This is a genomic window from Desulfovibrio sp. MES5 (genome assembly GCF_002237645.1).
Taxonomy (GTDB): Bacteria; Desulfobacterota; Desulfovibrionia; order Desulfovibrionales; family Desulfovibrionaceae; genus Desulfovibrio.
This window is the reverse complement of sequence record NZ_MJUZ01000001.1, coordinates 89,015-102,943: the sequence shown is the minus strand read 5'-3', so window position 1 is coordinate 102,943 and position 13,929 is coordinate 89,015. Positions and strand designations below refer to the sequence as shown.

Genomic DNA, 13,929 nt, shown 5'->3' with positions numbered 1-13,929 from the left:
ATAGCGGCAATGTGCCGCTTGAACTGGCGGCCTAGAAAATGCCTTGGGTTTAAGACACCCTATGAAGTTTTTTTAGAAGACGCCAATACCCAAGGACTGGGTGTTGCACTTTGAACTTGAAACCGCGCCTTTTATCTGTGCTACTCTATATCAAAGCCGCCTTCGAGCAGGAACCTGCGCAAAAATCCATCAAGCAGGCTGAGTGCCTTAAACAGGCTAACGTCTGCCCCTTGCTGGGCAGCAAAAAAAGTACGGGCCTTTTCCATATCAACCGTTGCTTTCAGCGCATCAAAGCGGCCGTATTCGTTGATATTTGCTTCTGTCAGCTTAAGGCCCATCATGTCCCTGAGCTTTGCCTCGTCCAAACCAAGCGCCACCGCTGCGTGGTGAATCTGGTCGGCTTTTGCCCGTGCCTGATACTCGGTAATATAGTCGCGCAGGGTCTTGCCGTCTTCTACAATAACATCGCCGCGTTCTATGTCGCGCAAAAAGATACCCGCGTATTTCTGTTCTTCCTGAGTCAGCAGGGCAAAGGTTTTGTGCAGGTCGCTTTTGACCTGCTCCACTTCTTCTTTTGCCTGCAACGCCCTTAGATACTTGTCGAAGCGCGAGTTCATGTAGTCGGCATCAATTTTCCCGGTATCAATCTCGGTCAGGTGTCCGTCAAGGGCATAAGGGATTTCTTCGCCACCCTCGCTACCGCCGTCTCCACCGCCACCGGCAAACAACTCCTTATAGCGTTGCGCGAACACACGATAGTCGTTCTCGTCAAAAACGGTCTTGATGATGGTCTTTTTTGCGCCCGGTTTGCTCTGAAAGGTGTACTCCCGCTTGCTCCAGGTGAAACCCTGAATTCTGGCTGCCTCAAGAACCGCATTGAATTCTTTGAAGAGAGCGGCGAACTTGCCGCAAGCACTTTTGTCTGACGGATTTTTGGTGAAATCCGGCACACCGGCATCAACAAACACCTGTTTGATGCGGGCAAACAGATTGTTCATGGTTTCGAGATTTGTCTGAAGCTTCTGCACAAACAGGCCAATAGGCTTGTCGCCAGAATAGAGCTTAACGGCCTCTGCAATATTCCGCTCCATGGTGTGCGGCATGCGGTAGTAGCGTATGGTTCCAAACGGTTTGTCATGCCCAAACAGGCGGTTGGTGCGCGAGAATGCCTGAATGATGTTCTGGTATTCCAGCTTCTTGTCCATGTAGAGCGTGTTTATCCACTTGGAATCAAAGCCCGTGAGCATCTGATCAACCACAATAAGCAGGTCAATCTGCTCGCTTGCCTTTATGCGCTGGTGGGGCGCTTTGTGGGCAAGGCGCGCTGCTATGTCCTTTTTGAATCTGGCGTGTGTTCCAAGCTCAAAGGTCTGGTTGTAGCGGGCGTTGTAGTCGGTGATGATTTCCACCAGTCCGGCTTCCTTGAACGCCGTTGTGGCACCGTCGCCGTTGTCGATATGCGGATCAAAGAGCGCCGTGATTTTCAGCTCCGGCTTTTTCGTTTTGAAAAGCCGGTAATAGGCAATGGCCTCTGGTATGCTGCTTGTGGCAAACAGTGCGTGGAATTTGCCCGCGTGCGAGAGCGTCACCCAGTTATCAAGAATATCTGCAACAACCTGTTCTGTGTGTTCGTCGCGGGTGTACTGGCTTTTGGGAAGGTAGTCTTCAATGCCCTTCACATATTTGCCGGTCTTGTCAACGTACCCGGCCATTGGAACAACATCTCTGTTCATGAATCTGTAGTAGATTTTGCTCTTGTGCGGGTCGGCAATGGCTTCTTGCTCTGTGGCGGCCTTTGCCTCATCGAGCGCAACAGCCTTGCGCACGTCCTTGTCCCTGTATGTGAGCACCTTGTAGGGGTCAAATCCCAGCACGTTTTCATCGCGTATGCCGTCGGCAATGCTGTATCTGTGCAGCTCGTTGCCAAAAACGTCGGCTGTTGTGCTGCCCTTGATCTGGTTTTCAATGTGTATGGGCGTGCCGGTAAAGCCAAAAAATATCGCGTTGGGAAAGTTCTGCTTCACGTCATGCAGCATGTCGCCAAAGGTGGAGCGGTGCGCCTCATCCACGATGAAGACTATGCGCTTGTCGGCCATCTGTTTGATGTCTGCGGCATTCATGCCGTTTTCTTGGCTGATGTTGCTCATTTTTTGTATGGAAGTGACGATGAGCGTATGGGCAGGGTCATTGCTTTTTAATTTGGCGACAAGTGCGTGCGTGCTTTCTGTGGCCTGCACCTCGTCGTTGTCATCGGCAAAGCCCTGATATTCTTTGAGCGATTGCGTGCCAAGCTCGATGCGGTCAATAAGAAAGATAACCTTGTCGGCATCCTTGGAGTTGGCAATAAGCTGGGCAGACTTGAAGCTTGTCATGGTTTTGCCGGAGCCAGTGGTGTGCCAGATGTAGCCGCCGCGCTGGTTTTTTTCTCCCCACTTTGTGTTTGCTACGCGGTCAGAGATGGCGCTTGCAGCGTAGTACTGGTAGCTGCGCATGACTTTAAGGATGCCGTCCGAGTCGTCCGGCACGGTGTAAAAGCCGATAAGCTGATGCGCCATGGGTATGGAGAGCAGCTTTTCTGCCACTTCCTTCCAGTTGTTGATGGGCTCGTTGTTGGTATTTGCCCAGTGGAAGTAGAAATCGGGGTTAAACTTGCCGTCTCTGCCGGGGTTGGCAAAATACAGGGCTTCTGCTGGCTCCATTGCCACAAAAATCTGCACCAGCGAAAACAGCCCGCTAAACACACCCTCGCGGGAATATTTTTCAATCTGGTTGGCGGCCTGCATAACGGAAACGCCGCTTTTTTTCAGCTCAAGATGGATGAGCGGCATGCCGTTGATGAGCAGCATGATGTCGCCCCGCCGGTCGTTCAAAATGCCGTGCGTGGGAAACTTGGGCTGCTGCACAATCTGGTAGCGGCTCTGGCCTGCGGCAATCTCTTGCCTGTCATAGATCTTGAGCGAAACTTCCGTGCCAAAATGGGCCGCGTCATCCGGGTTGTCGCGTATGATTGCTACGGTCTTGCCGTTGATAAAGCCGTTGAGATTGAGCGGAGTATTGAGGGAATGTATCTGCTCGATAATCTGCTGCATCTCGCCCGGTGTGAGCGGCTGGTTGTTGAGGCGGTCGACACTGCGGTTGTTGTTAAAGAGAATGCCAGCCCAGTTTTCGATAAGCTGCTGCTCTGTGGGGTTTTTGATGACTGCCGCTTCCCATCCGTATTGCGTGGTGAGCACCTTGATGAGGGCTTCTTCAAATTCGGATTCTTTGTTGAACGCCATTGTGCAGTCCCCTATACGAACATTTTTTCAAGCAGAGCTTTCTTGATGTTTTGGAGCTTGGTCAATTCGCGCTGGTGCTGGGCGATAAGATTGTCAAGGAGAGTAAAGATTCGTCCGATTTTCTTCTGCTCCGATTGCTCAGGCACGAAAAACGTCATTTTCTTGAACTCACCTGTTGTGATTTGGTTGATTGTCGCGCCGAGATTCTTCTTGATTTCATTGTCGAAATGATGAGTATCCAAAAGCGCATTTGTGAACTCCGGGATGTGGCAACGAAGTCCTGTCATAAACGCGCCAATGACGGTATTAGGCATAGATCGTTTGATTAGCGCGTGTTTTCCGATTAGATTTCTCGATCCGTTTCGAACAACGACGACAATATCGCCAACCTGTACGTTGGATACATTCACACACTCTGCTTCGACAAAGACGTTGTCAGCGTTAATTATCGCTCCCTCCTTGACGTTTGAAGAACGTAAGACAAGAGTGCCATCGCTGACAACATTATGGGGGGAATATGTCAACCCGGAGAAGAATTCAACCAAGTTCCCCAACTTCCGCTGTTCCCAGGCGCCAGTAAAGCCAGCGAAACGGATTTCGGGTTTATCCTCGCCATCCTTTGGGAACATCTTTTCAAGCAGGGCTTTTTTGATGTTGACCGTCTTGTCATGTTCACGCTGGTGAAGGGTGATAAGGCGATCGAGTTTACAAAAAAGAGCGCTTATCTGTTGCTGTTCGCAAACGGTTGGGGGAAAGCGTACATCACCTTGCAATGCATCATCATCGCTTATCAAAAGTGTATTTTTCGCGCCCTTATTGACAAGTGGGCGTAAATAGTTGTTCAGACGTGCATTTTGTTCAAAGTAAATTTGGACAATATCTGCATGGAGATTTTGCTTCGGATGATAAACACCGTAGAGTACCGAAACTATCCCTGTTTTCCCTTTATTTGTCTTGATGATTCCGTAAGGACAAGATTTCAAAGGTGACTTTGTATAAACGACGTCCTCTCTGTGTAAAACACTATAATTAGCAATGGAAGCTCCTGCAAATGAGCGGCCTTGAAATTCTATTTGGTTGACTACACCAGAATCACCAGAAACTGATAAAACATCAGCAATAGTGTAAGCGCCCTCAATATTTTTTTCCGAGGATGGTTCGATATAATCCGCTAGCTTCCTCTGCTCCCAATCCTCAGTAAATCCGGCGAAACGGATGGCGGGGCTATTCATATCTTTCACCCTTCAGGAGTGCCTGAAATTCGCCAAGCCCCTTCATGTCGTATTCGTTGCCTGTCAGTTCGTCGATCAAGGTGGCGAGTGACGACTTTGTTTCCGCGATCTGCCCGGCCAGTTCCGCATAGGTGGTGGCGTATTTTTCTGCCAATGCCCGCACGCGGGAAACAAGGTCGGCAATGATGCTGCCCGGTAAGCTGTGCAGCGCGGCAATCAGCGGCTGAATCCACTTGGCTTCCAGCATGGCTGCAACCTGTGCGTCCGTCATGCCCTCAATCATGGTCTTGGTCGCATTGTGCAGTGCATCCGCGTCGACCTTGATCTGTTTTTTTAGGCTTTTTTCCTTGTCTACCAGTTCCTGAACCTGTACGAGCTTGCGCTCCAGTGAATCTTCATCATAGGCAAGCACGGCGGTTTTGGCCTTTGCAAGCGAGCCAAACAACTGTTTGATCTGCTTGCCTACCTCTGCAACGACAAAGGCGTCCTTGGCCTCGTTGACCACGCTGCTTTCCTTGTCTTCCTCCGCCAGGGAATCAAGAATCTCGTCGTAGGTGGACTGAATCTCCGCAAGGCCTTCTTCTTTCTGCTTCAGGGCATGGTGCTGCACGTGCAGCAAGGAGGTCTGCACCAGTTCAAAAGGAATGACATGCCCAAGCCAGCCATCCTGTACTTCAGTGTCCTTGCCGTCCTTCTTTTTCAGCACAATGTTGGGATCGACCTTTTTTGCGGCCTCGAAACCCTCGGTCTGCAGAATTTCCAGATCCACGGCAATTTTTGTCCATTGGTCGTCAAGGGTCTGGTAGGCACTGTACCTGTCCACAAGGGCGATCTGCTCAAGCCGCCTGAATATTGCATCCGCAATGGCGGATTCTTCTTTGCCGATGTTGAGCGTTGCCCAGTTGTCGATAAGTTCGGTCTTTAAATACGCGGCAAAGTCTGCGAAAGCCGCAGTGTATTTTTGCTGCCAGGCGAGTACGGCGGCATTGCCATGTATGGCAGCCGCCACGTCCTCCACCGCAAGTGTTGCGTAGGGGGTGCCGTTGTGAGCGAACAGGGTTTCTTTCAGGCCGCCAAAGGTCTGCCAGTACGCATCCAGTGCCGCTATCTCGTTCATGGGTATGCCGCCGAACATGGAGGCGTAAATGTCCCACGTTTCGGCACTGTCTGATGCATCGACATAGCGGGGGATATTGAGATTGTACTCGTTGTCGCGAATCTCTTGCTGGCTGACCACGCGGGAAAACTTGTCCACTGTAATGCGCTGGGTTCCGGTATCGACAATTTTTTTGATGTCCGAGGCGCGCAGCACGTTGTTTTTGCCGACCTTGGCAAAGCCCCTGGAAGCGTCGATAACAAGCACGTCTGTGCTTGCCCGCGTTTTTTTCAGCACCATGATAATTGTCGGTATGCCTGTGCCAAAAAAGATGTTGGCGGGCAGGCCGATAATGGTGTCGATATGGTTTTGCTCAATAAGGTTCTTGCGGATCGTACCTTCCTCGCCGCCACGAAACAGCACCCCGTGCGGCAGCACGATGGTCATTATGCCGTCTGGCTTCAGGTGAAACAGGTCGTGGAGCAGAAAGGCAAAGTCGGCCTTGGTCTTGGGTGCCAGCCCAAAGGCCGCAAAACGGGCGTCCGCATCCTTGTGGGTGGGCTCCCACGCCTGAGAGTAAGGGGGGTTGGATACCACCGCATCCACATAAAGCGGATTGTACGAGCCTGCGGGGTCGCTGTCGTCAAAGTACGGCCAGTCGTCTTCAAGGGTATCGCCGTTTCTTGTGACGATGTTGTCTGGCAGGATGCCGCGCATCACAAGGTTCATGCGCGTGAGGTTGTAGGTGTTTTCTTTCAGCTCTTGGGCGTAGTATTTGATGTTGTTTTCGCTGGCGATGTGCTTGGCTACTGATTTGCCGATGTTGATGAGCAGTGAGCCGGAGCCGCTGGTGGGGTCGTAAATCTTGATTTCGTTGCGGTCTTTCAAATGGTCGGCCACTATTTCGGACATGAGCAGCGAAACCTCGTGGGGCGTGTAGAACTCGCCCGCCTTTTTTCCGGCATTGGCGGCAAACATGCTGATGAGGTATTCGTAAATGAACCCCAAAACGTCGTAGTCCTGCCTGCCGTCCATGGGGATGACATCTATCAGCTGGATAAGATTGCTGATGGACTTTGTTTGCGTGCCGGAGCTGTCGCCAAGCTTGGAAAGCCCGGTTTGCAGGGTATCAAGAATGCGGTGGAAGACTTTTTTGTGCGTGGGGTTAATGAGGCGGCTGAAGGCAGAGAGCGCGTCGCGTACATTGGACACGTCAAAGTCTCTGCCCATTTCAAGCCAGGTGGAGAACAGGTTTTCGTAGGCGATGAAGTAGCCAATGTTCTGCTGTATGGTCTTGACGATACCAGTGTCTTCTTCCGACAGGGCCTTGATGTCTTCAGTGGTGCCCTTCAGAACATTGCGGACGTACTTTACTTCAGTATCAGAAAGATATTTGTAGAAGATAAATCCAAGAATATAGTCTTTATATTCATTCGCCTCAATCTTGGAACGCATTTTGTTTGCGGATTCCCAAATTTTTGACGCCAATTGCTGCTTGTTCATTATCTCACCAAGTTAGCTATTCGATTGTAATGTGTTTTTCTGGAGTTGCCCCGTTAAGCCGGACACCCATGTTTTTCAAAGAACGGATGAATTCACAAGGTGAAAGTATCCGTACTTGTGCGGGGCGTTTTCATTCCGAGGAGCAACGCCATCACTGTTTCGGTATCAGGTCAATCATTGCAGAGAACGTAAACCCCTTTGAATATTTAGCGAGAGCTTCAGTCATGCCGGTGCGTTGGGCATTGTTAGCCGGTTTACTCCGGCTCACATCCTCAAAGCACCGGCAAAGGCTACCGTTTTTCTAGTTACATATAGGGCAAAAAATATCGCGCGCGCTCCCCGTAGTGCGTTTTGTCATGTCGGCTACCAGTAACCTGTGCCATCAACAGGTTATTCTGCCTCATTATCCTGTATGCACAGTTATGGTTGATCGGATTGCGCCCACTGGCAGCCAGTAGCCGATTACCCCCGCAGCACCTTGTGCGCAAGCTGCCCAGCCACATCACGTCGAGAATCGAATACCCAATGGACATGCACCACAGCCTCAAGCGCCTCGTAGATTATGCGCCATGGGTGGACATGTATTTCACGGTAGCGGGTAATGCCCACTATTTCTAGCTCAGGGGGAACATTGCCACGCAGAGGTAAACTTTCCAGAGAGAGGATGGCCTGCTCAAGCTTGCCCAGAATCGTATCAGCTTGCTCCTGCCCCACATTGGCTGCTGTATAGGTGTATATCTCCAGCAAGTCTTGTTCGGCCTCTGGGGAGAGCAAGACCTCCAGAAGTGGCGTCCCAGTGGGAAGGGTCATCGTTTACCCTTTGCGCGCAGGCTTGCGAAAACTTCCCGAGCGGGGCGTCCCTTGCCCGCCTCAAAGCTCTTGCCGGAAAGGCTGAGAGCCTTGAGCATGGCAAGCGTTTCCTGCATGCGCTCATATTCATGGATGCCCATGAGTACGGCCTTCGCCTCGCCATTCTGGGTGATCACAACTGGCGGTGCAGCTTCTTCGCTAAAAGTGCGAATGATCTCTGCGGCCTGCGCCTTGACCTCACTAATTGGTCGTACTGCGGTGCTGAGTTGCATATTGACGCTCCTTTGACTAAATAAATACCGAATATGGTTCTTTGGGTCAAGCTGGCTTCGCGGCATCGTGCCCTGGATTGTGCTTGCCAATCGGTGACGGCTTGTCCTTGTTCATCAGAAAGTAGCCTGCCAGAATAGAGAGGGCCGGGGCTTTTCCCGGCCCTCTCTCCTCGATCTCTCAATTATCCAGCTAGCTGCTATGCCGGACTCGGGAATGTGGCCGCTGCGGAATTTCCACCTACGGATTAGTGCATTGCGGCTACTCGAGGCTTGTATTTCAAGCCCGAGCAGGGTATGCAATGAAAGCGGCTAGTTACTCACGGGCGATTCCTTTTGCATTGACCATAGGCTTTCAGGCTTGCGGGAGGTTCACACAGATCACCATCGGATCGTGAAGTGCCTCCGGCCTTTGCGAAAACGTGATCGGGATACGCTTTAGCGTGGCTGGATCACTTCGAAGGTTAGGGACTTGGCTGAGTATGAACCCGAGCCCACTATTTGGCTTGAGGTTGTCGACGCTAGCAGCGGTGGGGGGGATTGAACAGCGCTTTTAACCTGCAACGAACTTGATCTCATGCAACCAGTGCACTTGCATGAGGATAGAGGGGAACAAAGATGAGTATTTTCAAAAGACGCATCTCCACTGCAGGGTTAAAGGCTCTCCATGCAATGGCGAACGATGCCGGTGAAAACTGGTGGAAAGATTTACTTTCACTCTGGCGTCCCAGCGGCCAGCCCTGCGGAAAGGATGGCCTTCGCCTAGCCATTCGCGACGGCTATTTGAATTTTTACTTCCATGGACAGTCGATCGCCAAAGTGTGCTTCGGCCACGGTGGAGTTCCACGCATAGAAACCCATGTAAAATATGTGGCCGAGGGACAACCGGTCCAAGATCATGCAAAATTGGTAGGAAATCAGATTTCCCTACCACACAGTGACACGGTACTGCCTTATAATGGGGTGCGCACTATGCATGAATGGATAGACCGAGCTTCCCAATACACACACAATGAAAAGCGTTTTGTAGATGAAATTGTGGCGGCCAATGAATCCGTTATTGATGTTGAAATGGCTTTGACAGCATGGGGAGAGCGTACCTCAGCCCTGCGGATGGATTTTGTTACACTAACGCACAAATCTTGTGAGGCTCGTATTACCTGCTGGGAAGCAAAACTCTTGAGCGACGCTCGTCTCGTCTCTGAAACTGAACCTAAAGTTCTACGGCAAATACAGAGCTATAAAGACTTTCTCAATGTGCAGACCCATCGTGAACATGTCAAAACCGCATACTGCGAAACTTGTAAGCTCCTAGTGCAGTTCAAGGGCATGGCGGAACGATGCGGTCACCCCGGTGTTGTTCTACCGGAAGCTGTCACCCGTGCTGCGAAAGGGACATCAGATCTCACCATCCATCCGGGCTTGCACCTGGTCATCTTGAATGACTCCGCAAATGGTGAACGAGCGAATTGGTCTACGCACGAAGCAAAGCTCAAGCAGCACGGAATCGACCCCATCTATTTTGAAGTATCTGACGCCCATCAGCGTCGCCTACCTGAGAACATCGCATGAGCGACGTTCGCATAACCATTCATCGTGCGGCTTCAGAGATTGGTGGCAATTGCATCGAGATCACCAATGGAGATGGGGCTCGCCTTATTCTCGATGCTGGCAGGCCCTTGGACGCACCAGAAGGTTTAGAGCCACAGCTCCCAGCCAGCCTTGATCTTTCGAAACCTGTTGAAGGGGTTCTGCTCTCTCATCCGCATCAAGATCACTATGGACTTCTCCAACAGCTGCCAACCTCGTGGCCGGTCTTTTCTGGAAAAGCCGCTGCTAAGCTCATCAAACTGACCTCTGAGATCATACACGAACCAATCACCCGCTCGATCTCGCCATGGCTCAGCGGTAGCCCATTTCAGGCTGGGCCGTTCCGTATAACGCCTATGCTGACAGACCATTCCGCGTTCGATGCCTACATGATTCAGGTCGAAATAGCTGGAAAGAAGATCCTCTACTCTGGAGATTTTCGAGCGCACGGTCGCAAGAAGGTGCTGGTTGAGCGTATGATGTCGTTACCCCCAAAGAAACTTGATGCGCTCATCATGGAGGGGACAAACCTCGGTAGTGATAAGCCCTGCATAAGTGAATCAGCCCTTGAGGAGCAGTTCGTTGACCTTTTTCAAAAAACCACGGGTAGAGTGTTCGTTGCATGGTCCGCGCAAAATCTTGACCGAACCGTCTCGCTCTATCGTGCTTGCAAGAAGACAGGCCGCACGCTTGTAGTCGATCTCTACACAGCAGAAGTACTCGAAATGCTTGGCGAGCATGCAAAAATCCCCCAGCCTGGATGGCCAAACCTCAAGGTAGTTATCACCAGCAGACTGTCTGAATTCTATCGGCGAAAAGGGCGTGAAGATGTGACGAAACGTATGGTCAAGTATGGCATGTCCGCCCAAAGGCTTGTTGAGACGCCTGGGCAATGGGTTGTCATGACACGACATTCGCTTTTAGGCGATTACGAGCGCAAAGGCGTGATCCCGGATGCTAACGATGCCTGGGTGTGGTCCATGTGGGGCGGGTATCTTGAAAAAGCACCAGGGCAAGGAGTTAAGGCATGGTTTGATGGTTTTGGTACGCCTTCCACCCATTTGCACACCAGCGGTCATGCCTCAACTGCGGACCTTAAAGAATTCGCGCAGAAGATGAACGCCAAAGTGTTGTTACCCGTGCATGGGACAGCCTGGATACCGGGTATGGATGGCTTCCCTAACATTGCCAAGCTAGATGATGGGCAAGAATTCTCAATTTGACGGCTGACCATCCCCCCCATTTTCCTGCAGCATGAGAATTTCCTATTTCGTTAGACATCTACCAATGGCATTCAGCAAGGGGTTCTTCTGCACTGTAGGTCACATCGTCGCTCTTGATTATTTCAATAAGGGCACCTGCTTCGATCTCAGACAGATCAGCCATGTCTTTGCTGAAATGCATCGACGATAATGCTTCTGCGTCAACACCATACTGCACAGCCAGGCTGAACACGTAGGATAACAATTGAGGGGATGCTTTGTGTGGTTTGTTAAGGCTGCTCATTGTCGAACCCTTTCCGTATGTGCATTGAGTTTGTTTAGCAGAGGGGTATCGCTATGGGGCGATACCCCTCTAGGGGCTATTGCAGCGTATATGTTTGCAGTTTGTTTCGCAGATAGGCAATGAACGACTCACGTGTATAGCCGACCTTGGAACCAACCCGTATTTTACCGCATGGGCCGATATGAAGGGCGTCGTTGTTGCTGAGCGTTTTGGCAGAGATAAGCCCGCCAGTGGCACGTGACGCTTCAGCTCGCGAGACCATAGGGGGCAGCTCGCGTTCAAGAGCTTTGAAAAAGTCTTCCGTAACGAAACCTTGGGCAAATACTGAATCGATGTGTGGGAATTTTTGTTGCATGGGTACCCCTTGCGATGTGCTGTGGGCCGATAATGGCAGCGGAAGGAATGCATAGTATTAGAGCCTCCTGTAGCGTAGCCGTCCCCGTTTATGCGTAGCTGAAGCTATCTGCACAATCCTGTTTACAGCGTGCACGATGAGATCTACGGCGTGAAACATTCGCCAAACGTGTCATGCCGAAATCACGAACGCCATCGTTATAAATCCCCTTGGTGTGGTCTTTAGCCAAGTACATAGCCTGTCGTACAACGGTATCAATCTTGTCTTCGTAGTAGGGGTCATCACTGCGTAGGATGATGCCATTAGCTTGCCTGTTGCCATCAGGACCTCTGTCACAATAGTGGACCAACCCTTTAGGGTTTACACCAAGCATCCTGCCCCATATCTTTTCTGCCAACTCGATGTAGGGATAGTATCTGCAAGTCTTGTTGCCATCTAGCAAGAGCATACAGTGATAATGTTGGTTGTCGCTTCTGAGGGATTGCTCTCTTACCCAAAAATATGCTGGAGATACCCCATTACGTGAACACTGTTGAATAAGCAGTTTCATGAGATCTGATATGTCACTGTTATCTTCAACAGCTATGAACCCTTTGGGGTAGGTTACATCAAAACGAACAACCATGGTTTTGCTAAATGTCCTAGTATATTCTTCAAGCAGTTCGAATAGCTTTTGTGAAATAGAATCTCTGTACATGGTAGGATCGTAATCTTTGATCATCTGTGAAAAATTGATGCTGTTCATTTTCCTTCTCAGCTTGTAGTTGTGTGATTAATTTTATTTCTATTTAATTGTGACACTCTGTTTAATTTGAAAAATATATCATTTATTTAGATTAACAATAATCGTTACAAGACTTATTGTTGCAAACATTGTAATGATAATGCTAATAGTCTTACTATTAATAAGTCTTATATAAGTACTACAATCATACCTTTAAATTATACACAGGAAAAACCTGGAGATAAATAAAATAACCCCAGGCAAACTTCATGTTTTTAAAATATGAATTTGAGGGAATTAACTTTACATATCATTCTCAAAAATAAAAATGATTATAACCTTATGCAGCAGATCTAAGTTACAGGGAGTTTGTAAATATGATGGAGTTTATCAAGCTAAGACAAGAAAACTCCCATTTTGCCGTGAAAGAAGATAGAAAAAGCGCCTAGAAGGTCATCCTAGACGCTTTTTTGATGCTCAAATCGGGATTTTCTGCCTTTTTCTAAGCTTAGGCATAAGCGAAGAAATCAGGGTGCAACGCAATCTTAAGGTTACTAGTTGCATCGTCGTAGACAGCCAGATAATTATGCTTATCAAGAAGCTGCAAGGCGTTATTGACCTCCTTAGATTTAACACCGATGCGCTGCTGGATAGTTGTCGAATCTATCCCATCATCAAGAATTTTATCCTGCTCCCATCTGTCGGTAATTTTTTTAACGCTCTCAAGGATCATTTTCGCGGTACTGAAAGCAGTTAATCCGCAGGGATCATAAGCATACTGGATATGCGGAAAAGACGCACAAATCAGATCAATCCCATGCTGCATTTCAGCTTTTGTAATTGGGCATAGGTGTGGATAGTCATGATTCCAAGCATGAATATCCCAAGCAAACCGCACGGCTTGCCCATGTGCTTTTAATAAACACGGCTGTGCTGCCGCTGGCATTTTTTGGATGACATCCCAACGAATTTCGTCCTCAAACCGCCTGATAAGCTGCAGGGCTTCAGGTGTGACACTAACCTGAAACCGTTGAGCATTCTTATCTTGTGTATGGAATAATCCCAGCAACTTAGTGATTTTTCGATTGTAGTCATCAGTAGCCAAGTTGGTTACGCCCATTACAGTGATCCCCCATGAAAGAATGGCACAAACCGTGCGGTCACACCAACTTCGTTCAAGTTTTCATTGCAATAAAACTTGCTGGCAATCGTAGGCTGTACCAAGTTAACCATCGGCAGTGCCGGATGCGCCAAGCAAATTGGCTTCCGAGCATTTTCGTAAACAAAGGGTTCTTGAGTGTGCCCCCGGAGGAAAATATTAACGGCGTCTGAAGAGCTAATAAGATTACTCTTAATCATGCTACCTTCAGCGGTTATAGATCCCTGGCACTCTCCCTGATTTTGCATTGTGACTGCAAGTTGAAATGGTGTTGCCTTATCAACCAGCAACTGAACAGGATGAAGAATGCTTTCTTCAACGTCTTGAAGAAGTTTTTTTTCAAATTCTAATGACTCTTTGACCGCTTCACGTATGCGTTCAACATCTTGATCTATAATCGAGCTCAT

The 13,929-nt window shown here is 49.5% G+C and carries 12 protein-coding genes; 2 read left to right on the top strand and 10 right to left on the bottom strand.

The window, feature by feature from the left end:
* Positions 1–140 precede the first annotated feature (140 nt).
* From BCS36_RS00430 to BCS36_RS00410, 5 genes are all read right to left on the bottom strand, one after another.
* Positions 141–3,278, bottom strand: a complete 3,138-nt coding sequence (locus BCS36_RS00430) for an HsdR family type I site-specific deoxyribonuclease (RefSeq protein WP_291300962.1) — start codon at positions 3,276–3,278, stop codon at positions 141–143.
* An 11-nt stretch (positions 3,279–3,289) separates the two neighbouring features.
* Complete coding sequence (locus BCS36_RS00425) at positions 3,290–4,510, bottom strand: restriction endonuclease subunit S (RefSeq protein WP_291300961.1); 1,221 nt, start codon at positions 4,508–4,510, stop codon at positions 3,290–3,292.
* A complete protein-coding gene (locus tag BCS36_RS00420) occupies positions 4,503–7,109 on the bottom strand; it encodes a type I restriction-modification system subunit M (RefSeq protein WP_291300960.1) in 2,607 nt (868 codons plus the stop codon). The genes BCS36_RS00425 and BCS36_RS00420 overlap by 8 nt, the downstream gene beginning before the upstream one ends.
* A 462-nt stretch (positions 7,110–7,571) precedes the next feature.
* Entirely contained in the window at positions 7,572–7,919 is a 348-nt protein-coding gene (locus BCS36_RS00415; protein WP_291300959.1) for a type II toxin-antitoxin system RelE/ParE family toxin, read from the bottom strand.
* On the bottom strand, positions 7,916–8,191 hold the full coding sequence (locus BCS36_RS00410) for a type II toxin-antitoxin system Phd/YefM family antitoxin (protein WP_291300958.1): 276 nt from the start codon (positions 8,189–8,191) through the stop codon (positions 7,916–7,918). Before BCS36_RS00410 ends, BCS36_RS00415 begins: the two co-directional genes overlap by 4 nt.
* 615 nt (positions 8,192–8,806) lie before the next feature.
* Between BCS36_RS00410 and BCS36_RS00405 the strand changes: the two genes are divergently transcribed.
* Together BCS36_RS00405 and BCS36_RS00400 are read left to right on the top strand one after the other, a co-directional pair.
* Complete coding sequence (locus BCS36_RS00405; RefSeq protein ID WP_291300957.1) at positions 8,807–9,760, top strand: hypothetical protein; 954 nt, start codon at positions 8,807–8,809, stop codon at positions 9,758–9,760.
* Positions 9,757–11,001, top strand: a complete 1,245-nt coding sequence (locus tag BCS36_RS00400) for an MBL fold metallo-hydrolase (RefSeq protein ID WP_291300956.1) — start codon at positions 9,757–9,759, stop codon at positions 10,999–11,001. The genes BCS36_RS00405 and BCS36_RS00400 overlap by 4 nt, the downstream gene beginning before the upstream one ends.
* 58 nt (positions 11,002–11,059) lie before the next feature.
* Here BCS36_RS00400 and BCS36_RS00395 read toward each other — a convergent pair whose 3' ends face one another.
* The 5 genes from BCS36_RS00395 to BCS36_RS00375 all read right to left on the bottom strand — a co-directional run bounded on the left by BCS36_RS00395 (position 11,060) and on the right by BCS36_RS00375 (position 13,929).
* Positions 11,060–11,284, bottom strand: coding sequence for a hypothetical protein (locus BCS36_RS00395; RefSeq protein ID WP_291300955.1), 225 nt, complete (start codon positions 11,282–11,284; stop codon positions 11,060–11,062).
* Between the two features lie 76 nt (positions 11,285–11,360).
* Positions 11,361–11,639 (bottom strand): hypothetical protein, encoded by a 279-nt coding sequence (locus BCS36_RS00390; protein WP_291300954.1) that lies wholly within the window; start codon positions 11,637–11,639, stop codon positions 11,361–11,363.
* Positions 11,640–11,727: 88 nt separating this feature from the next.
* Positions 11,728–12,384 carry an inovirus-type Gp2 protein gene (locus BCS36_RS00385; protein WP_291300953.1) on the bottom strand — a complete coding sequence of 219 codons (657 nt, stop codon included), beginning with the start codon at positions 12,382–12,384 and terminating at the stop codon, positions 11,728–11,730.
* A 487-nt stretch (positions 12,385–12,871) separates the two neighbouring features.
* On the bottom strand, positions 12,872–13,483 hold the full coding sequence (locus tag BCS36_RS00380; RefSeq protein ID WP_291300952.1) for a DUF3987 domain-containing protein: 612 nt from the start codon (positions 13,481–13,483) through the stop codon (positions 12,872–12,874).
* Complete coding sequence (locus BCS36_RS00375) at positions 13,483–13,929, bottom strand: DUF3987 domain-containing protein (protein ID WP_291300951.1); 447 nt, start codon at positions 13,927–13,929, stop codon at positions 13,483–13,485. Before BCS36_RS00375 ends, BCS36_RS00380 begins: the two co-directional genes overlap by 1 nt.